A 20161-nucleotide genomic window follows, 5' to 3' on the forward strand; every position below is an offset into this window, starting at 1 on the left:
GGGAGGCCCATGGACACCATCAGGCGAGAAGAACTTCGGCTTGCGTCCGCCGACGGGCGCTCGACGATTCGCGCGCTCGTGTGGTCGGGCGCCGCCGACGACTGGGCGCCGCGCGCGACCGTCCAGGTCATGCACGGCATGGCCGAGCACGTGGAGCGCTACGAGCGCCTCGCCCGGGTCCTCGTGGCGCACGGCCTCGCGGTGTGCGGGGACGACCACATCGGCCACGGGGCCTCGTGCGAGCCGGCGCGACGCGGCTGCCTGCCGGCGCGCGTCGGCGCCGAGGCGCTCGTCGAGGACGAGCACGCCCTGCGGCTGCGCGTCGCGGAGATTCTGGGCGACGTGCCCCACTTCCTGCTGGGTCACTCGCTCGGCAGCTACATGGCGCGGGTGTACCTCGCGACGCACGGGGAGGGGATCGCGGGGGCCGTCCTCAGCGGCACGGGCACGCTCCCCGTCGCGGTCTCGTGGGCCGGCCACGCGCTCGCCCTGGCCGTCTGCGCCGCGCGGGGCGAGGACCACCGCTCGCGGCTGCTCGACGGCATGGGCGTCGGCGCGTACGCGCGAGCCGTCCCCGGCCCGACGGGCTGCGAGTGGCTCAGCCGCGACGAGGCCAACGTGGCCGCGTACGTCGCCGACGAGCGCTGCGGCTTCCCGTTCTCCGCGGGGGGCTACGCCGCCGTGACCAAGCTCACGGCGCGCGCGTGCTCGCTCAGGTGGGCGCGCCGGGTGCCCCATGACGTCCCGCTGCTCCTCGTGGCGGGCGCGGAGGACCCCGTCGGGGACTGCGGCCGGGGCGTGCGCGCGGCGGCGGAGCTCGCTCGGCGCGCCGGGCAGCGCAACGTGGAGGTGCACATCTACGAGGGGATGCGCCACGAGATATTCAACGAGCGCGAGGGCAGCAGCGTCATGGGCGACGTCTGCTCCTGGCTCTGCGCGCAGCTGGGCGAGAGCCGCGACACGAGGGAGGGACAGTGATGGGAGCGCAACGGTACGTGATAGCCCTCGACCAGGGGACGACCTCCTCGCGAGCGGCGCTCGTCGACCGAGAGGGCCGCATGGTCGACGTCGTGCAGCGGCCCTTCCAGCAGATCTTCCCCCGGCCCGGCTGGGTCGAGCACAACCCGCAGGAGATCCTCTTCTCGCAGCTGGGGAGCTGCGCCGAGCTCATCGCCCGGCACGGCCTGGGCGCGGGCGACGTGGCCGCCATCGGCATCGACGACCAGCGCGAGACCACCATCGTCTGGGACCCCGTGACCGGGACGCCCGTCGCCAACGCCATCGTGTGGCAGTGCCGCCGCACGGCGGAGATGGTCGAGCGGCGCTGCGGCGCCCCGGAGGCGCGCGAGCTCATCCGCTCCAGGACGGGCCTGCTGCCCGACGCGTACTTCTCGGCCAGCAAGATCGCGTGGATACTCGAGAACGTCCCCGGCGCCCGCGAGCGCGCCGAGGCGGGCGAGCTGCTCTTCGGCACCGTGGACACGTGGCTCGTCTGGGTTCTCACGGGTGGGCTCGTCCATGCGACCGACCCCACCAACGCGAGCAGGACGATGCTCTACGACATCCACCGCGGCCGCTGGGACGAGGACCTGCTCGACCTGTTCTCGATTCCCGCGTCGATGATGCCCGAGGTGCGCCCGAGCTCGGGGTTCTTCGGCGAGACGAGCTATCCGGGGCTTCCCGCGGGCATCCCCATCATGGGCGTGGCGGGTGATCAGCAGGCGGCCCTCTTCGGCCAGTGCTGCTTCGAGCCGGGGCAGGCGAAGAACACCTACGGCACCGGCTGCTTCATGCTGCTCAACACCGGCGAGGTCGCTCGCGAGAGCGCGCACGGCCTCGTGACCACCATCGCCGCGACGCCCCCGGGCTCGCCCACGTGCTACGCCCTCGAGGGCTCGGTCTTCGTGGCCGGGGCGCTCGTGCAGTGGCTGCGCGACGAGCTCGGAATCGTGCGCACGGCAGCGGAGACCGAGGCGCTCGCGGCGAGCGTCGCCGACACGGGAGGGGTTCACATCGTCCCCGCCTTCACCGGACTCGGAGCCCCCTGGTGGAGGCCCGACGCGCGCGGCGCCATCCTCGGGCTCACGCGCGGGACCACGCGCGCCCATATCGCACGCGCCGCGCTCGAGGCCATCGCCTACCAGATCAGGGACCTCGCCGACGCCATGTCCGCCGACGCCGGCGGGGCGCTCGACGTGCTCAACGTCGACGGCGGGGCCTCGGCGAACGACTTCCTCATGCAGTTCCAGGCCGACCTGCTCGGCTGCGAGCTGCGACGCCCCGCGAACACCGAGACCACCTCGCTCGGGGCGGCGTTCCTGGCGGGGCTGGCGTCCGGGTTCTGGGGCGGCACCGACGAGCTGCGCGGGCTGCGGGAGAGCGACGACGTCTTCCGCCGTTCCATGGACCCCGCTCGGGTCGAGGAGCTTGTCGCAAACTGGCACGAGGCCGTGGGGCGCGTGCTCTAGGACGTGCCCCCGGCGGCCCCGGCCCTCCAGACGACCTCGCACGCGACGGGGTCGAAGCCGGGTCCCAACCGTTCGGCGCAGAAGTCGACGCACCACTGCCGCGAGAAGCCCGCGCACCCCTCGAACCAGCGGATGCCGTTGGCCGCGGCAAGCTCGTCGGTGTAGTCGGCCAGACGGTAGGTGGTGAGCGCCTCCCCCTTCGCCCGGTGCGTCACGAGCGCCCCGAGCCGGCACTCCGACACACGCGCCCCCTCGGGCGAGAAGGACAGCGTCACCCGTGCCAGGCCGCCCACCATCGCGTCCATGCGGTCCTGACCGGAGACGAAGTTGCCGAGCGACCAGGCGACGGGAACCACGCGACCGTCGGTCGCGGTCAGCGCCTCGAGCGGCTGGAGCACATGCGGGTGCCCGCCCACGATCGCGTCGACACCGGAGTCCGCCAGCACCTGGGCCCAGCGGCGCTGCTCGTCGGAGGGGGCGGGCGCATACTCGTCCCCCCAGTGCGGCACGGCCACGATGGCCTCGGCCCCGGCCTCACGTGCCGCCGCAACGTCGGCGGACACCTGCTCCTCCGAGATCATGCGCACCGCCCAGGGCTCCGGCAGCGGGATGCCGTTGGTGGACGTCGCGTAGTTGAGGACGGCGACGCGACGGCCCCCGCGCTCGACGACCGCCGCCCCGCGCGCCGCCTCGGCGTCGTCCGCCATGCCCGTGACGAGCACGTCGGGGTGTCGCGAGCGCCAGAACGCCAGCTCGGCCCCGATGCCCTCGAGCCCCTTGTCGAGCGCGTGGTTGTTGGCGTGGAGCACCACGTCGAACCCTGCCGCGACCTCCGCGTCGCCCACCTCCTGCGGGCCGTTGAAGCAAGGGTAGCCCGAGAGGCCGAGCCCCTCGCCCCCGAGGACGGTCTCCTGGCTCACGAGCGCGAGGTCTGCCGCGGACACCTCGTCCGCCACCCGCGCGAAGAGGTGCGCGTAGTCGCGGGAGCCGTCCGAGCGCAGGCCGCTCTCCTGCACGCTGGGGTGCAGGAGGACGTCGCCGACCGCAACCAGCACGAGCTCGTCCGCCACCTCGGGCGCCGGGGGGACGCGGTCGCTGACCGCGACCGAGGCTCGCCGGTCGGCCGGAGCGGACTCGCCCGCGCGGGCGCACCCCGCGAGCGCCCCCAGTCCCGCGACCGCGGCTGCCGAGAGAAACGCGCGGCGTGTGATGGTGCGCGCGGGCATGGCGACCCCCTCTCGTGACAAGGCGGCGGGGCGAGCGCGCTGCCCGTCCCGCCGCCCCATTGTCTCACAGCACCGCGATCATCATCTCGTCCCCGTGGGACAGGGGGACGGGGGGAGTGTCACCCCTCCGTCCCCCTGTCCCATCGCCGTTGCGACTAGAAGTCCGCGTTGCCCACGGTGCGCGGGTGCGGGATGACGTCGCGAATGTTGTCGACGCCCGTGAGGTACATGACCATGCGCTCGAAGCCCAGGCCAAAGCCCGCGTGCTGGCAGCCGCCGTAGCGCCTCAGGTCGAGGTAGTACCTGTACTGCTCGGGCTCCATGCCCAGCTCCGCGATACGGCGCTCGAGCACGTCGAGGCGCTCCTCGCGCTGCGAACCGCCCACGATCTCGCCGATGCCCGGGACGAGGCAGTCGACCGCCGCCACGGTCTTGCCGTCGTCATTGAGGCGCATGTAGAACGCCTTGATCTGCGCGGGGTAGTCGGTCACGAAGGTCGGGCGGCGGAAGTGCTCCTCGGTGAGGAAGCGCTCGTGCTCGGTCTGCAGGTCGCAGCCCCACTCCACCGGGTACTCGAAGACGTGGCCGGCGGCACGCGCCTCCTGCAGGATCTCGATCGCCTCGGTGTAGGTGACGTGCGCGAAGTCGGAGGTCGCCACGTGCGTGAGGCGCTCGACCAGGCCCTTGTCCACGAACTTGTTGAAGAACTCCATCTCGTCGGGGCATGCCTCCATCACGTAGGTAATCACGTACTTGAGCATGTCCTCCACGCAGGCCATGTCGCCGGCGAGGTCGCAGAAGGCCATCTCGGGCTCGACCATCCAGAACTCGGCGGCGTGGCGGCGGGTGTTGGAGTTCTCCGCGCGGAAGGTGGGACCGAAGGTGTAGACGTCACCGAAGGCGAGCGCGAAGTTCTCGGCCTGGAGCTGGCCGGAGACGGTGAGGTTGGCGGCGTGGCCGAAGAAGTCCTGGGACCAGTCGACGTGGCCGTCGTCCGTGCGCGGGGGGTTCTCGACGTCGAGGGTGGTCACGCGGAACATCTCGCCCGCGCCCTCGGCGTCGGAGGTGGTGATGATCGGCGTGTTCACGTAGACGAAGCCGCGCTCCTGGAAGAAGCGGTGAATGGCAAAGGCCGCGACGCTGCGCACCCGAAACACCGCGCGGAAGAGGTTGGTGCGGCTGCGGAGGTGCTGCTGGGTGCGCAGGAACTCGCGGGTCTGCCGCTTCTTCTGCATGGGGTAGTCCGGCGCGGAGGGGCCCTCCACCACGATGGTCGTTGCCTGCAGCTCGAAGGGCTGCGGGCGCTCCGGGGTGAGCACGAGGGCACCCGTGACCACGAGCGCCGAGCCCACGCCGGTTGCGGCGATCTCGTCGTAGTTCGCGAGCGCCTCGCGGTTCATGACGACCTGCAGGTCCTTGAAGCAGGAGCCGTCGTTGAGCATGACGAAGCCGAAGTTCTTCATGTCGCGGACTGAGCGGACCCAGCCCGCCACCGTCACGGTGGTGCCACCGAGCTCGTCCATGTCAGCGAAGAGCTGAGAGATGTGGGTGCGTTCCACGGGTACTCCTTTGGTGCGTCGAGGTTCTTCTCGCCTGGTTTGCGCGTCTAACTCTAGCGCAACGCGGGATTCGCCGGAGCGGTCGCCGACGACCATGCGGGGAAGAGCCTGCGTGCAGAGCCGCCGCCCGGATCGAGCAGATTCCGGCGCGCGGACGGCTTCTGTCCACGGGCGCCCGCCCGAGCCGCTAGAATCGTGGGAACACACCGCGGCGCCCCCGAAAGGAGCACACATGGAAGACTACAAGCGCGAATTCATCGAGTTCATGGTCGAGTCAAACGTCCTCAAGTTTGGTGACTTCACGCTCAAGAGCGGGAGAAAGTCCCCCTTCTTCATGAACGCGGGTGCCTACGTGACCGGCTCGCAGCTCAAGCGCCTGGGAGAGTACTACGCCCACGCCATCCACGACAACTTCGGGCTGGACTTCGACGTCCTCTTCGGGCCCGCGTACAAGGGCATCCCCCTGGCCGTGACCACCGCCATCGCCCTCCACGACCTCTACGGCAAGGAGGTCCGCTACTGCTCCGACCGCAAGGAGGAGAAGGACCACGGTGCCGACAAGGGCGGCCTGCTCGGCACCTCGCTCTCCGACGGCGACCGCGTGGTGATGATCGAGGACGTGACCACCTCCGGAAAGTCCATCGATGAGACCTACCCCAAGGTGACGGGAGCCGCGAGCGTCGAGATCAAGGGCCTCATCGTGAGCCTCAACCGCATGGAGGTCGGCAAGGGCGGCAAGGTGACCGCCCAGCAGGAGATCCAGGAGAAGTACGGCTTCCCGGTGGCGAGCATCGTGAGCATGGCCGAGGTCGTCGAGGCGCTCGACGGCACCGTGATCACGCCCGAGCTCAAGTCCGCCATCGACGCCTACTACGAGCAGTACGGCGTGAGGTAGCCCCGCACCCAAAACCATGCCCGCAGCCGCGGGCGAGCGCCCCCGCCCGTCGCCGATGAGGATGGCGGGCGGGGGCGCTCTTCGTGGACGCCCCCGGGCGGCGCGCGGCGCTACTGCGCCACGCTCGTCGCCCACGCGGAGCCCTCGGGCATGTGGGCGTTGCCCGCGGCGACGTCGGCCGGGATGCGCCCGTCCATTGCCATGAGCTCCGAGAGCGTCACGAACTCGTAGCCCTCGGCGGAGAGCTTGTCCAAGATCTTGGGCAGCGCCTCGAGGTCCTGGTCGCGGTTTCCGCCCCCGTCGTGCATGAGGATGATGGCGCCGCTCCACGCCCCCTCGGTGCAGTTGCTCACGATGGTGTCTACGCCGGGCAGCTTCCAGTCCAGGCTGTCGAGGTTCCAGATGACGGAGGCCGAGAAGCTGCCGCCAGAGTTGACCCAGGCCTGCGCGTCGAGCGCACCGTACGGGGGACGGATGACGGAGGTGTCTCCCCCGCCGGCGGCAGAGATCGCGGAGAAGGCGTCCGTGACCTCGGACTGCACCGTCGGGGCATCAACCGCGGTGAGCTGCTTGTGGTTCTGCGTGTGGGAGGCGACCTGCGACCCCTGGTCCCTGATCGCCCTGACCAGGTCCTCCCGGCCCGCCACCTGCGACCCCAGGCAGAAGAAGGTCGCACGGGCGCCATGCTCGCTCAGGATGTCGAGGTAGCGCTGCGTATAGTCGCTCGGGCCGTCGTCAAAGGTGAGCGCAATCACCTTGCGGTCGCCCTCCGGCCGCGGGTTCACGCTCTCGAGCTTGACGTTCTGCCAGGGCTCGGTGACCTCGCCGGGCACGGCCTCGCCCGAGACATCGCCCACCGTGAACATCTGCTTGCCCGGCTTGCCGTACTGGGAGACAAACGTCACCGCGCCGACGCTTGCGGCGGGCTCGAGCTGCGGCTGGACCTCGCGCTCCTCCTCGTGCGACGCCTCGACCACGTCCTCGCCGTCGCCAAAGACGATCTCCTCGTTGCCCTCGGCGCGGAAGTCGCCCGCGCCGCGCTCGTCGAGCTGCGCTCCGTTGACCGTGACGGAGAAGGGACGGCCACCCCCCTCCTCGAGAACGTTTCCTCCCACGGACACGAGGTTGCCCGGCTTGTAGGAGAGCCCCTCGGCCTCGATGATGTCAGCCAGGGTCGCGCTGGCACGCACGTCCGTTCCCGTGCCGTTGACGCTCACGTGCACGGTGCGATTGAGCCACATCCACGCGCCACCGCCCACGATGGCGGCGACCACGAGCAGACCGATGATGGCCGTGAGTCGACCCTCGCGCGTGGGTCGCCTGCGCCGCGGCCTCCCTCGCCGGGTGGGCCGCTGCGCAGCGGGGACGTGCTGGTGCGGGCGCACCTCGCGGGAGTGGGGCTTCAGGTCTCTACGAGAGGTGTTCTTCTCGCTCATTGTGCCGTCCGTTCGCGCGGGGACGGGGGTGTGTATGGGATGCGTTTGCCCCTCCGAGGGAGGGCGTGCCCGCGCACCTCACAGCCTAGCAGTTTGCCGGTCACGCGATGGTGACGTTTGCGTCATGAACCGTACGTGGAGACGCTGCCCGCGGACGCGGGCGGCCCGGCCCCTCAGAGGCGCGTCACGAGCTCGTCGACGGACTTGCGCTCGAGGTGCTTGGGGGCAGGGCCTCCCTCGGGGGCGGGATAGCCCAGCGGGAAGAGCGCCACGAGGTCGTAGGGCGCCATCTCGGGGAAGGCCTCCTTCACCGCAGGCGCGTCGAAGTGCCCCACCCAGGTCGTCCCCAGGCCGAGGTCGTGCGCCGCGAGCATGATGTGCGTCCCCACGATGGAGGCGTCAACGTCGGCGAAGTTGCGTCCGTCGTACTTGCGCACCCACGCCTCGTCAGCGGCCGCTCCCACGACGAGGATCACGCCCGCGCCAAACCCGAAGCGCGTGCAGGCCGAGAGGCGCTCGACCGCCTCGGGGGTCTCCACCACCCAGACGTGCCAGGGCTGCCTGTCGACCGCCGTGGGCGCGGCGACGGCGGCGTCGAGCAGGGCGTCGACCTTCTCTGCCTCGACCGGTCGGTCGGTGAAGGCGCGGCAGGAGTAGCGATCGTGTGCGAGCTGCAGGAAGTCGGTCATGGAAGCCTCCTCGGTCGGGTGGTCACGCCCAGTATACGACGGCACGCGCGCTAGAATTGAGTGCCCACCACCTAAGGAGAGACACATGCCGGACGTGTCAGACGCACCATCCACCCAGACGCTCAGCGAGGGGCCCAACGGAGCGGGCTCGCTGGGACGCCTCATCCCCTGGCCCGATGACGAGACCTATCCCAACATCGGCGCCGAGGAGGCGCTCGACCTCTTCCTGGGATGGGTCGAGTCGCGCGGCATCGAGCTCTGGCCCCATCAGGAGGAGGCCCTGCTCTCGCTGGCGGCAGGCGACCACCTCATCCTGGGGACCCCCACCGGCTCGGGAAAGTCCATGGTCGCCCTGGGCATGTGCTTCATGAGCGTCTGCACCGACCGCCGCGCCTACTACACCGCCCCCATCAAGGCCCTGGTCAGCGAGAAGTTCTTCGACCTCGTGGAACTCTTCGGACGCGACAACGTGGGCATGATCACCGGTGACGCCGCCATCAACGCCGACGCCGCCATCATCTGCTGCACCGCGGAGATCCTGGCGAACCAGGCCCTGCGCGAGGGCGAGGGCTGCGACGTCGGCTGCGTCGCCATGGACGAGTTCCACTTCTACGCCGACCCCGACCGCGGCTGGGCGTGGCAGGTGCCCCTGCTCACCCTCCCCCACGTGCAGTTCCTGCTCATGAGCGCCACGCTCGGCGACACCTCGCGCATCGCCGAGGCGCTCTCCGAGCACACCGGGGGACGCACGGTGGACACCATCGCCGACGCCCCGCGCCCCGTCCCGCTCTCCTACGAGTTCGTTGACACCGCGCTCGAGGGCACGGTCGAGCTGGCCCTGCGCGCCGGGGAGGCACCGCTCTACGTGGTGCACTTCTCGCAGGACGCGGCGCTCACGAGCGCGCAGAGCCTCGCCAGCTACGGAGTCTCCACCAAGGAGCAGCGCGAGGCCATCAAGGAGGCCATCAAGGGGACCCGCTTCACCACCACCTTCGGCAAGACGCTCCAGCGCCTGCTGGGCTGCGGCGTGGGCGTGCACCACGCGGGAATGCTGCCGCGCTACCGCCTCCTGGTGGAGAAGCTCGCCCAGCAGGGGCTGCTGCCGGTGATCTGCGGCACGGACACCCTGGGCGTGGGCATCAACGTGCCCATCCACACCGTGGTGCTCACCGCGCTCTCCAAGTTCGACGGACGCCGGATGCGCCACCTCAACGCGCGTGAGTTCCACCAGATCGTGGGTCGCGCGGGTCGCGCGGGCTTCGACACCGAGGGGCACGTCATCGCCGAGGCGACCGAGTACGACATCGAGAACGCCCGCGCGCTCGCCAAGGCGGGCGGCGACCCAAAGAAAGCGCGCAAAATCAAGACCAAGAAGCCTCCCGAGGGCTTCGTGGGCTGGAACAAGCAGACCTTCGAGCGCCTGGAGGCCGCCGTGCCGGAGCCGCTGCGCCCGCGCATGAAGGTCACGCACTCGATGGTGCTCGCCGAGGTCGAGCAGGGCGGCGACGCCTGGGCGCGCGTCCACGCGCTCGTCGAGGACTCCGCGCAGCCCGTCGAGGAGAAGGCGGCGCTCTCTCAGCGCGCGGACGAGATCTTTGCCACGCTGCTCGACGCGGGCGTGGTCACGCGCACGGAGGGACCCGAGGGGGACGAGTGGTCCACCACCGTCGACCTGCCGGACGACTTCGCCCTCGACCAGCCGCTCTCACCGTTTCTGCTGGCGGCGCTCGAGCTTCTGGACCCGGAGTCCGAGACCTACGCGCTCGACGTCATCTCCATGGCGGAGGCAACGCTCGAGGACCCGTTCCAGATTCTGCGCGCCCAGCAGCGCGCCGCGCGCGACCGCGCCATGAGCGAGATGAAGGCAGAGGGCATCGAGTACGACGAGCGCATGGAGCGCCTGCAGGAGGTCACGTGGCCCAAGCCGCTCGAGGAGCTGCTCGACGCCGCCTTTGCCGAGTACTGCGAGAAGGTCCCCTGGGCCCGCGACTTCGCCCTCTCCCCCAAGTCCATCCTGCGCGACATGGTCGAGACGGCAAGCGACTTCAAGGAGTACGTGGGGCGCTACGGAATCGCGCGCTCCGAGGGTCTGCTCCTGCGCTACCTCTCGGAGGCCTTCCGCGCGCTCGACCGCACCGTGCCGCTCGACAAGCGCGACGAGCGCCTGCGTGACATCATCGCCTGGCTGGGGCTGGTGGTGCGCACGGTCGACTCCTCCCTCGTGGACGAGTGGGCCGCCGCGGGCGAGGGCTCCGCGGAGGGCCTCGACGCCGCGCCGCCCGCACCCGACGAGGTCGTGCGCGACAGGCGCGCCCTCACGCTGCTCGTGCGCAACGCGCTCTTCGCGCGTGTGCGGCTGGCCGCGTTTGGCAACGTCGACGAGCTGGGCAGGATCGACGCAGAGTGGGGGTGGCGCGCGCCGGTGTGGCAGCGCGCCCTCGACCGCTTCCACGAGGAGCACGACGAGATCGTGCTGGACGCAGACGCGCGCTCGGCGGCCTACTACACAATCGACGAGTCCGACGAGAAGGGCGCCCACGTCTGGCACGTGCACCAGGTCTTCCGCGACTCCGACGACGACCGCGACTTCGGCATCTGGGCCGACGTCGACCTCGACGCCACGCAGGACGAGGGGGCGGTCGTGTTCTCGAGCTATCGCGTGGGGTTCGTGGACGACTGAGGTTGTGGGGCGGCGCCGATCACCCGCCCGGGCGGGCGACCGGCGCCGCCCCGTCGGAAACCACGCCGGCCGGCACGCCGCATTCTGCTGTTGTATGCAGTTTTTGAGAGGAGCCGAGGTATCCCGGATCACGCAAGTCGTCTACCTGCCGTTCTGCGGACATAATCCAGCCGCTGCCAGGCCCTCCTCTGAAAACTGCATACAATGGCGCATACGCCCCCAAGGGCCCAGCACCTAGAACAGGCGCGAGTTCCTATCCGTCAGCTGCTCGTAGAGCTTCTCCTGCTCCTTGCGCTCTTCTTTCGTAAAGTTACGACGCTCTATTCCAAATCTTCTCTTTACCATATTCATAAATGTCATAAATTTTTCAAAAGTATCAAGCTGCCCCCATGTGGCCGAAACCGTCTTGACGTCCATCGCCTCAAGGATGTTGCGCCGCGTCTGGGTGTGATCGTAGCGATACTTCCCCGTGTGGAATTCATAGCTGTCGTACTCGACGTTTCCCCGCACCGTCGGAAGATACAGGTCTCCCTCGAAGTAGCGCTCGTTCACAAGGGGACGCAGCTCCTCGTCGATGTCGATTCTCTGGTTTGCCACGACCTGAGGCATGTCCCACCCACCGAGGCATGGTGGCAGCACAAACGCCATCACGAGCAGAACCTCCATGGGAGAAGCTGTGTTTGGGACTATATATCGCAACGCCTCCCGGGCACGCACGAGGCCATGAACCCGAGACAGCTGTCGCAGATATGCCTCCATCTCCTCGGGAGTGGTCAGGGCCGCACGCTTTCCCGCGTAACCCCTCCCCCTGTCTGAGATGGCAAACTTCCCAGTTAGGTGGCAACCCACCTCTACGCACTGCACCAAGCTACGACACGACGCCATTTGAACAAAGGCAAGCTCGGGAGAGCACACGAGGTTCATGCCGGACAGCTGATATAGCGAGCCCTTGGGGAGCTTGGCCCTCCACAGATGGGTCACGACGCTCCGAAGGTTGCGCTGCTCCTCGTGACTTGGCACCAGAACATGAAGGGGGTCGTCTTTGGAGAAGTCGAGCGGAAGGCCCGCCTCCTTTATCTCCCTCATGCTGGCGGACATCAGAGCTATCGACCTCTTCTCCGAGCAGTCCGGAATGCACTCGTCTTCCGTCTTGGTCAGCCAGTAGTGCAGCGCAGACTGATGGCTCAGACAAATCGACATGGCAACCCTCCCTTTCCGTATGGTGGGAGCGGAGGATAGCCAAATGGCTCGGCGCGCGTCTTTCACGTCTATGCACCGTGGCTGCAGGCATTCTATTTGCCCAGCTCAGTGCCTGCGAGCGCCCCGTCGGCTCACCAGGGGGCCGAACGATCTCTCGACGAGCGGTCCGCATTTCGTGACGAACGGACAATGTATGCAGATTTCGGAAAAGGGGTCGGGTATCAGCGGTTCTGTTTCGAAACAATGCCTGCTAGACGGATTGCCCTGTTTGGCATAGTCAACTCCCTTTCCCAAAACTGCATACAACGTCTCGAAGAGGCGAGCGGGCGCCCGATGCCACCATCGAGCGCCCGCAAGTCGGTAATTGATGCGTTATTTTTTTATCCCTCGAACGGTACCACGTGTGCCACCGCCTCGGCGGGCTGGATGCGTGCACCACCGTTGTCGAGGTCGAGCAGGGCATAGCGCCAGTTGCCCATCCCGAGCTCGTGCATGTAGCTGAGCTGGCGCAGGCCGTGACGGGTCTCCATGCGCTCCACGAGGTCGTGATGGTCCTGCTCCTTCATTGCGTAGACCAAGTCGACGCACGCCTGGTCAATCGCAAGGATGTCGGTCGAGGCGAGGATGCCCACGTTGGGCGTGACCACCGGCATGGCCGCCGTGCCCTCGCAGTCGCACGAGACGGACATGTTGCGCATCACGTTCACAAACGTGATCTTCTTGCCAAAGTGGTCGCAGACCGCCTTGGCGGACTCCATCATGCGCTCCATGAACTCCTCGTTCTTGATGTCCCACATGTCGTCGGAGCCGGGAGTGGTGTGAATCTCCTTCTTGCCCACGCGCCCGTCCGCGCAGCCGATGCCGATGTTCTTGGCAGAGCCGCCAAAGCCTCCCTGCGTGTGCCCCTTGAAGTGCGTGAGCACGACGAGTGAGTCGTAGTCGGCCAGGTGCGAGCCCATATGGACCTCGTCGAACCACTTTCCGCCCGCCACGGGGAAGGGGGTGACGCCGTCCTCGTCCAGGATGTCGACGGGAGCGAACGTCCACCCGTTCACCTCGAGCGTACTGCGGTGCTGCTCGGTGGTGTAGCGGTCACCGTCGTAGTACGTGTTGGTCTCCACGATGGAGGCGCCGGGAAGGTCGGATGCCATGAGGTCGGCGACCCACGGGCGCGGGATGATGTTGGGGCCGTGCTGCTCGCCGGTGTGCAGCTTCACGGCGACCCTGCCGTCGATGTTGCCACTCACCTGCTCGAAGGCGCGGCGCAGGCCCTCTGCGGAGAGGTCGCGCGTGAAGTAGACGATCGACTCGTTGCCGGCGCGCTCCGCATAGGGCACGTTGCGCTCGCCGCCGACACCGGGCCGGGGGTTCTTCTCAGCCATAGCTCCTCCTTCGACATAGCATTCTGTGAGGGTTATTGTACGTCTTAGAGACGCAGCGTCGCTTGTCGTTTTTTCGAATGAGCGACCAAGACGCCGCAATGGCGTACCATAGATAACTCGATATTCCGCGCGCCGCAGGAGGAGACCCATGGCCGAGACCGTCGAGCACACCCACAGCGACGACCCCATCTTCCAGCAGGAGCAGGCGCACCTCACCGAGCTCTACGCCAAGCTGCTCCAGATCAGGGACGACATCACCGCCGAGCTCGGGTCCAAGGAGGCCGGCGCGCGCCAGGACCTCATCGACATGAGCGAGGAGGTGCGCCTGGACTTCGGCGGCGCAGACGAGACCATCGAGACCCTCGCCGCCATCGAGGGCCTCAACGCCGTCATCGACGCCTACAACCAGCACCACGACTTTAACGTGGACAAGCTCCGCCGCGTGATGCTGCTGCTCATGCAGCCCTACTTCGCCAAGGTCACGCTCGAGATGCGGCCCGGGCGCCCCCCGCGCGACGTCTACATCGGCGCCGCGGGCATGACCGACGAGCGCAGCCGCCCGCTCGTGGTGGACTGGCGCTCCCCGGTGGCAGAGACCTACTACAACCAGCAGATGGGCCCCACCTCGTACGATGTCGACGGCAAGACCCGCACCGTCAACCTCACCCTGCGCCGCCAGTTCGACATCGTGCGCGACACGCTCAACATGTACTTCGACACCACGGTGGCCATCCAGGACTCCCTGCTGCTCGGCGCCCTCAAGAAGCACCACACCGAGAAGCTGCAGGCCATCACCGCCACCATCCAGCGCGAGCAGAACGAGGTCGTGCGCCACGAGGACGTGCCCGTTCTTCTCGTCAACGGCATCGCGGGGTCGGGCAAGACGTCTGTGCTGCTCCAGCGCATCGCGTTTCTGCTCTATCGCGAGCGCAAGACGCTCGACCCCAGCCAGGTCTGGCTCTTCACGCCCAACGCCGTCTTCGAGAGCTACATCGACACCGTGCTCCCCTCCATGGGAGAGTCCAACCCCCAGACCTTCACCTGGCGCGCGTTCGTGGAGGCGCAGGGCGCCGGCGAGCGCGACCTCGGCGTCGACACCGACCCCGAGCGCCTGCGCCTCATGGAGAAGGCCGCCGACGGGCTCGCGCTCGAGCCGGACGACCTGCGCGAGATCAGGGTGGGCGGCGAGCCCCTCCTCAAGCTCGGCCAGGTCCAGGGCGCCGTCGAGAAGTTCTCGCAGTTCCCCGTGGGCCCGCGCTTCACCGCGCTCGTCAAAGACGAGCTCCACGACCGCCTTGAGCGGCGCTTCTCGCAGATGGCAAAGGACGAGGAGCTCCAGGAGGAAATGCTCGAGATGGACGTCGAGCAGCAGATCGAGGTCTTCGGCGAGACCATCTCCCCCGAGGACGAGGCCGAGACCGCCGAGTACGCGCGCAAGCTCGTGGAGTCGCGCTACGCGGGGGCGCACGACATGATCGAGCGCCTCGAGTGGCTGCGCCTCGACCGAATCGGCATGCGTCTCCTCAGGGCGAGCGCCCTCTCCGCCACGGAGTGGCTCTACCTGCGCCTGCTCTTCACCGGAACGGGCGAGAAGGGCGCACGCTTCGTCATGGTCGACGAGGTGCAGGACTACACCGAGGCGCAGCTGATGGTGCTCGCGCGCCACTTCTCGCGCGCGCACTTCCTGCTGCTCGGCGACGAGCACCAGGCAATCTTCGAGGGGACGGCGAGCTTCGACCGCATCGCCGAGATCTTCCGCGAGAGCCACGGCAGCGTGGACGAGTGCCGCCTGCTCACGAGCTACCGCTCCTCCCCCGAGATCACCGCGCTCTTCACGGGACTGCTGGACAAGCGGGAGCAGCTGCGCCTCACGTCGGTCCAGCGCGCGGGCGTGGAGCCCACCATCCGCGCGTTTGGCGATAAGGACGCGTACCTCGCGGCGCTGCGCGAGGCCGTGGCCGAGCCCGGCGAGGGACTCACCGCCGTTGTCGCCGAGAGCGACGCACGCGTGAGCTGGCTCGCCAAGCAGCTCGGCGATGCGGTGACGGTGCTGGGGAGGGGCGTCGCGCTCCCGGCGACCGGGGTCGTGCTGCTTCCGCTCCGCGTCGCGAAGGGCCTCGAGTTCGACCACGTGATCGTCCCGGACGCGCAGGAGGAGGTCTACCCCGACACGCCGCTCGCGCGCAGGCGCCTCTACACGGCCCTCTCGCGCGCGATGCACCGCGTGACCGTGCTCGCCCAGGGCGAGATGACGCCGCTGCTCGCAGGTCGGTAGGCCGACTGATCGCAGGGCGCGCTTCACCCGTAAGCCCGAGCCTCGCGCACGGTTCAAGGCCAAATACCGTGCGCGAGGCTCGGGCTAGTTCGAAGCTGCCGTGGGTATACTGCGGGAGAAGAGCGAGGAGGCCCCATGTTCAGTCCCTTCCGCAGCGACCAGGGCGCGCCCAAGGCGATCTCCGAGGTCGACTACGCCGACCTCGAGCAGCTTCGCGAGCTCGAGGAGGGCTTCGCCCTCGAGCTCAAGCAGACCTTCTCGCCGAGCGTTCGCCGCAAGATCCCCAAAATCGTGGCGTCGTTCGCCAACTCTCGGGGCGGGTGGCTCGTGATTGGCATCTCCGACGCCGAGAAGGACGTGTGCCCGGTGCCCCGCCCCGCCGCCGACGTCAGTCAGATCGTCGGCGAGCTCTGCCGGCGCCACGTCTCGCCGGCGCCACGCTTCTCGGCACGCTTCCTGCCCGACCCCGCGAACCCCGACCAGGGCGTCATCCTCATCCAGGTCCTCGAGGGGGACTTCCCGCCCTACGTGGCCGACGGCGTCGTTGAGATCCGGGAGGGATCCACGTCCGGCCCCGCCGCGGGAACAGCCCTCGTCGACCTCTACGACAAGGCCACGCGACGACGCCTCGAGGTACGTGCCTTCTGCAAGCGCACCGTCTACTACCCCATGCCCGACGCGCGTCGCAAGGAGCTCCCGCTCTTCGACCTCTACCTCTTCAGGATGGGGCGTCGGTCGGACGAGTCGTTCTCGCGCGAGCGCTCCAACGAGACGGCGGCGGCGATGCGCGAGGCCTTCTCCCAGCGCGGCCTTGCGTGCCGCATCCAGCACGCCCACGACAGCCTCGTCTTTCGCATACCCGCACGCGACGAGACCGTGGTCGCGCACTCCGCGATCGAGCTCTTTCCCGACGAGTCGATGAAGCTCTCCGTTCCCGCCGTCCTGCTCGAGGGGTCCGAGCGAGACCGAGCGCTCGCCACGATGACGCGTCGGGCGCTCTTTCCTCCCGCCACGGGGGCGCGCCTCATCGACGCCGCCGCGACGCTCAGCCGCGTGAAGCGCATGGCCACGCTGCTCGACGCCTACGTGCGCGTCCGCGAGATTTCCTGGACCGAGTACGCCGTAGCCTACGAGCTCGAGAACATGGCGGGCGTGACCCTGTGGTCCGACGACGAGACCTACCTCGCCTACGCCGAGCGCCACGGTGTGCTCTACTGCGCAACGACCGACTGCCTCTCGCGCGTTCGCTACCTGAGCGACGGCGCTCACGACACCTTCCGGGCGCGTCAGTTCGCCGGCAGCCACTTCTTCGAGGCGTGCGGGCTTCCGCTCGGCTCGCCCGACCCCGAGGACAACGCCCTCGTAGACGCGCTTCTGCGCACGTAGGCGTGCAGGGGGCCGTGCAGAGGGGACAGGCACTTTTGCACGCCAAGCGTGCAAAAGTGCCTGTCCCCTCTGCACGGCCCCCTGCACGCCTACTCGTCGCCGGTGTTGCTGTGGCGAACGAGGCGCCGGCGGTAGAGCCAGGTCTCGTGGCGATTGTCCCAGAGCTTGAACGCCTCGGCCACGAGCAGCGGCACCACGGAGAGCCCGAGCGCGCACGCCCAGCTCACCGGCCCGATGGGGGCCAGGCCAAACGCCGCGCCGACCGGCTCCACGAGCACCAGGAGCGAGAAGGCGGCCACGACGCCCGCCGCGCCCCACGCGAGCGGAAGGTTGTCGCGCACCGTGCGACGAAAGACCGAGCCGCGCGTGCGCACGGTGAAGATGTGCAGGATGCTGGTGAAGCCCACCACCAGAAAGCACATCGTCTGACCCGCCACGAGCGACGGCCCCTCCCCGCCCGGCAGCCACGCGAACGCGCCGAGCCAAAACGCAAGGAGACCCACCGCCGCAAAGGCGACCGTCTGCTGGCCGATGGCGCGCGCGATCCCGCCGGCGAAGAAGCTCTCGGTACGCCCGATGGGACGACGCGCCATGATGCGCTCGTCGGAGCGGTCGCGCGCGAGGCTGAGACCGGGGATGCCGTCGCCGAGCACGTTGATGAGCAGCAGCATCACCGGCGTGAGCGGGGTGCCCCAGCCCAGGATCTGCGCGCCCAGCATGATCGCGATCTCCGAGAGGTTGCACGCCAGCAGGAAGTAGATCGTGCGCTTGATGATGGAGAAGACGTTGCGGCCCTCGCGCACGGCCTCGATGATGGTGGCAAAGTTGTCGTCGGTGAGCACCATGTCAGCCGCCGCCTTGGCGACCTCCGTTCCGGAGCGGCCCATGGCAATGCCGACGTCGGCCGCCTTGAGCGCGGGCGCGTCGTTCACGCCGTCGCCGGTCATGGCGACGACCTCGCCCTGCTCCTGCCACGCCTCGACGATGCGGATCTTGTCCTCGGGCGAGACGCGCGCGTAGACCGAGTAGCCGCGCACGTTCTCCACGAGCTCCTCGTCGGACATCGCCGCGAGCTCGCGGCCCGTCACCACGCGACCCGACTCGCCCAGAAGGCCGATCTGCCGCGCGATGGCACCCGCCGTGGCGGCGTGGTCCCCCGTGATCATAACGGTGCGGATACCGGCTCGCCGCGCGGTCGCCACCGCCTCGGCCGCCTCCGGGCGCGGAGGGTCGATGATGCCCACGATGCCCTCGAAGGCGAGGTCGCGCTCGAGTCCCTCGAGCTCGCCGTCTGCCGGGAGCTCATCGACCACGCGGCTTCCGAGCGCCATCACGCGCAGCGCGTCATGCGCAAACTGGTCGTGAACGTGCGCGCGCTCCTCCAGCTCCTCGCGGGTGGCCTCCGCGAAGGGAAGACGGTCCATCGCGCCCTTGCTCAGGACCAGGTAGCGGCCGTCCGGCAGCGCGTGGACGCTCGTCATCATCTTGCGCGCAGACGAGAAGGGCACCTCGCCCACGCGCGGAAGGTCCGCGAGCAGCTCCTCGCGCGTCTCGCCGCCCTCGCGCAGCAGCCGCACGATCGCGGTCTCGGTGGCGTCCCCCACGATCTTCTCGCCGCCCTCTCCGTCGGGCTCGACGCTCGCGTTGCTGGCCAGTGCCAGACGGCGCAGCAGCTCGCGCGCGGCGCCTGTGACCTCCTCGCCATCCCCCACGTGCTCGACCTCGGAACCCGGGACCCAGATCCTGCGCACGGACATGCGGTTCTGCGTGAGGGTTCCCGTCTTGTCGGAGCAGATGACCGAGGTCGACCCTAGCGTCTCAACGGCAGGCAGACGACGGATGAGCGCGTGCTTGCCCACCATGTTGTGCACGCCCTGCGAGAGCGTGAGGGTAACGATGAGCTGCAGCGTCTCGGGCACGGCGGCAACGGCGAGCGACACCGCGGCGAGGACCATGCTCCAGAACTCCTCTCCCTGCTGCAGGCCCGTGGCGAGAAGGGCGGCGGCAGCCAGGGCGGCAATCGCGCTGACCATGCGGCTCACTCGGTTGAGCCTGCGCTGAAGCGGCGTCTGGAGCTTCTGGGCATCGTTGAGGTAGCCCGCGATCTTGCCCATCTCGGTGTTCATGCCGGTGGAGCAGACCACGGCTACGGCGTTGCCCGCCGTGACGAGGCAGCCCGAGAAGACCATGTTGGCGCGGTCCCCGATGGGGGCGTCCTCGTCCACGAGGGCTCGGGCGTCCTTATCGGCGGGCTCGGACTCACCGGTGAGCGAGGACTCGTCCACGGCGAGCCCCGTCGCCTCCACGAGACGGGCGTCGGCCGGGACGAGGTCGCCCGTCTTGAGCAGAACGACGTCCCCCGGCACGACCTCGGCCGTCGGCACCTCCACGCGCGCGCCGCCGCGCAGCACCAGGCAGACGGGGCCGTTGAGGTCGCGCAGCGCCTCGAGGGCGCGCTCGGCGCCGCGCTCCTGCGTGACGGCGAGCGTCACGTTGAGGGCGATCACCGCGAGGATGACCACGGGCTCGAGGTAACCGTGCCCCTCACGGACGGCGAGGGCCAGCGAAAGGCACGCTGCGAGCACCAAGATCAGGTTGGCGACGTCGCGAAACTGCCTCGCGACCATCGAGGCCACGCCCTCGGGGGGCGCCTGGCGGTAGGCGTTCGGCCCGTGCTCCTCCAGGAGGGTGGCGGCACGCTCGGGAGAGAGGCCATGTCCGGCGTCGACGGAGAGCGCCTCGAGGACGCTCTCTGCAGGGGCGTTCCAGTACTTCATGGTTCTCGTTTCTGGTGGGAGGCGGATACGGACGCGTCAATCTGGCGTGTCAGACTCGGCTTACTTAATACCCGAGATTAACGCACGCAACGCACCCCTTCGGCGAGAAACGCCAAATCTCCTTGATTCGCCCGAACCCGTCGCAGCTCAGGCGTGCAAAAGTGCCTGTCCCCTTTGCACGCCCGCGG

General features: G+C 68.7%; 13 protein-coding genes. 6 read left to right on the forward strand and 7 right to left on the reverse strand.

Annotated features, from left to right (window positions below):
• Nucleotides 1–9: 9 nt before the first annotated feature.
• Nucleotides 10–978: an alpha/beta fold hydrolase gene (locus BQ7106_RS06325; RefSeq protein WP_072373126.1), complete on the forward strand. Its 969-nt coding sequence runs from the start codon at nucleotides 10–12 to the stop codon at nucleotides 976–978.
• Nucleotides 978–2468: a glycerol kinase GlpK gene (glpK, locus tag BQ7106_RS06330; protein WP_072373129.1), complete on the forward strand. Its 1491-nt coding sequence runs from the start codon at nucleotides 978–980 to the stop codon at nucleotides 2466–2468. Before BQ7106_RS06325 ends, glpK begins: the two co-directional genes overlap by 1 nt.
• Here the strand turns inward: glpK and BQ7106_RS06335 are convergent.
• Together BQ7106_RS06335 and asnS are read right to left on the reverse strand one after the other, a co-directional pair.
• Complete coding sequence (locus tag BQ7106_RS06335) at nucleotides 2465–3694, reverse strand: CapA family protein (protein WP_072373132.1); 1230 nt, start codon at nucleotides 3692–3694, stop codon at nucleotides 2465–2467. The two genes, glpK and BQ7106_RS06335, sit on opposite strands and share 4 nt — an antisense overlap.
• A gap of 155 nt (nucleotides 3695–3849) precedes the next feature.
• Nucleotides 3850–5253 (reverse strand): asparagine--tRNA ligase, encoded by a 1404-nt coding sequence (gene asnS, locus BQ7106_RS06340; RefSeq protein WP_072373135.1) that lies wholly within the window; start codon nucleotides 5251–5253, stop codon nucleotides 3850–3852.
• 232 nt (nucleotides 5254–5485) lie between these two features.
• On the opposite strand from asnS, the gene pyrE reads away from it, so the two are divergent.
• Nucleotides 5486–6148 (forward strand): orotate phosphoribosyltransferase, encoded by a 663-nt coding sequence (pyrE, locus tag BQ7106_RS06345; protein ID WP_072373138.1) that lies wholly within the window; start codon nucleotides 5486–5488, stop codon nucleotides 6146–6148.
• Nucleotides 6149–6258: 110 nt separating this feature from the next.
• Here pyrE and BQ7106_RS06350 read toward each other — a convergent pair whose 3' ends face one another.
• Nucleotides 6259–7584 carry a polysaccharide deacetylase family protein gene (locus BQ7106_RS06350; RefSeq protein WP_083526946.1) on the reverse strand — a complete coding sequence of 442 codons (1326 nt, stop codon included), beginning with the start codon at nucleotides 7582–7584 and terminating at the stop codon, nucleotides 6259–6261.
• 173 nt (nucleotides 7585–7757) lie between these two features.
• Nucleotides 7758–8273 (reverse strand): nitroreductase family protein, encoded by a 516-nt coding sequence (locus tag BQ7106_RS06355; protein WP_072373141.1) that lies wholly within the window; start codon nucleotides 8271–8273, stop codon nucleotides 7758–7760.
• Between the two features lie 85 nt (nucleotides 8274–8358).
• Between BQ7106_RS06355 and BQ7106_RS06360 the strand changes: the two genes are divergently transcribed.
• A complete protein-coding gene (locus tag BQ7106_RS06360; protein ID WP_083526947.1) occupies nucleotides 8359–10953 on the forward strand; it encodes a DEAD/DEAH box helicase in 2595 nt (864 codons plus the stop codon).
• Between the two features lie 234 nt (nucleotides 10954–11187).
• On the opposite strand, the gene BQ7106_RS06365 is transcribed toward BQ7106_RS06360, so the two are convergent.
• Nucleotides 11188–12153, reverse strand: coding sequence for a hypothetical protein (locus BQ7106_RS06365; protein WP_072373144.1), 966 nt, complete (start codon nucleotides 12151–12153; stop codon nucleotides 11188–11190).
• Between the two features lie 380 nt (nucleotides 12154–12533).
• Nucleotides 12534–13535, reverse strand: coding sequence for a DUF362 domain-containing protein (locus BQ7106_RS06370; protein WP_072373147.1), 1002 nt, complete (start codon nucleotides 13533–13535; stop codon nucleotides 12534–12536).
• A gap of 148 nt (nucleotides 13536–13683) precedes the next feature.
• Between BQ7106_RS06370 and BQ7106_RS06375 the strand changes: the two genes are divergently transcribed.
• A complete protein-coding gene (locus tag BQ7106_RS06375) occupies nucleotides 13684–15810 on the forward strand; it encodes a HelD family protein (protein ID WP_072373150.1) in 2127 nt (708 codons plus the stop codon).
• Nucleotides 15811–15945: 135 nt separating this feature from the next.
• Nucleotides 15946–17196: an ATP-binding protein gene (locus BQ7106_RS06380; protein ID WP_072373153.1), complete on the forward strand. Its 1251-nt coding sequence runs from the start codon at nucleotides 15946–15948 to the stop codon at nucleotides 17194–17196.
• A gap of 89 nt (nucleotides 17197–17285) precedes the next feature.
• On the opposite strand, the gene BQ7106_RS06385 is transcribed toward BQ7106_RS06380, so the two are convergent.
• Nucleotides 17286–19973, reverse strand: a complete 2688-nt coding sequence (locus tag BQ7106_RS06385; RefSeq protein ID WP_072373156.1) for a cation-translocating P-type ATPase — start codon at nucleotides 19971–19973, stop codon at nucleotides 17286–17288.
• Between the last annotated feature and the right edge of the window lie 188 nt (nucleotides 19974–20161).

This window comes from Thermophilibacter mediterraneus, from assembly GCF_900119385.1.
GTDB classification, from domain to species: Bacteria; Actinomycetota; Coriobacteriia; order Coriobacteriales; family Atopobiaceae; genus Thermophilibacter; species Thermophilibacter mediterraneus.

Excerpts from the sequence above, each read along its gene's own strand:
- BQ7106_RS06380 (WP_072373153.1), top strand. The coding sequence starts at position 15,946 with ATGTTCAGTCCCTTCCGCAGCGACCAGGGCGCGCCCAAGGCGATCTCC.
- BQ7106_RS06370 (WP_072373147.1), bottom strand. The coding sequence starts at position 13,535 with ATGGCTGAGAAGAACCCCCGGCCCGGTGTCGGCGGCGAGCGCAACGTG.
- BQ7106_RS06360 (WP_083526947.1), top strand. The coding sequence starts at position 8,359 with ATGCCGGACGTGTCAGACGCACCATCCACCCAGACGCTCAGCGAGGGG.
- BQ7106_RS06335 (WP_072373132.1), bottom strand. The coding sequence starts at position 3,694 with ATGCCCGCGCGCACCATCACACGCCGCGCGTTTCTCTCGGCAGCCGCG.
- BQ7106_RS06365 (WP_072373144.1), bottom strand. The coding sequence starts at position 12,153 with ATGTCGATTTGTCTGAGCCATCAGTCTGCGCTGCACTACTGGCTGACC.
- BQ7106_RS06375 (WP_072373150.1), top strand. The coding sequence starts at position 13,684 with ATGGCCGAGACCGTCGAGCACACCCACAGCGACGACCCCATCTTCCAG.
- BQ7106_RS06325 (WP_072373126.1), top strand. The coding sequence starts at position 10 with ATGGACACCATCAGGCGAGAAGAACTTCGGCTTGCGTCCGCCGACGGG.
- pyrE (WP_072373138.1), top strand. The coding sequence starts at position 5,486 with ATGGAAGACTACAAGCGCGAATTCATCGAGTTCATGGTCGAGTCAAAC.
- BQ7106_RS06355 (WP_072373141.1), bottom strand. The coding sequence starts at position 8,273 with ATGACCGACTTCCTGCAGCTCGCACACGATCGCTACTCCTGCCGCGCC.
- BQ7106_RS06350 (WP_083526946.1), bottom strand. The coding sequence starts at position 7,584 with ATGAGCGAGAAGAACACCTCTCGTAGAGACCTGAAGCCCCACTCCCGC.
- glpK (WP_072373129.1), top strand. The coding sequence starts at position 978 with ATGGGAGCGCAACGGTACGTGATAGCCCTCGACCAGGGGACGACCTCC.
- BQ7106_RS06385 (WP_072373156.1), bottom strand. The coding sequence starts at position 19,973 with ATGAAGTACTGGAACGCCCCTGCAGAGAGCGTCCTCGAGGCGCTCTCC.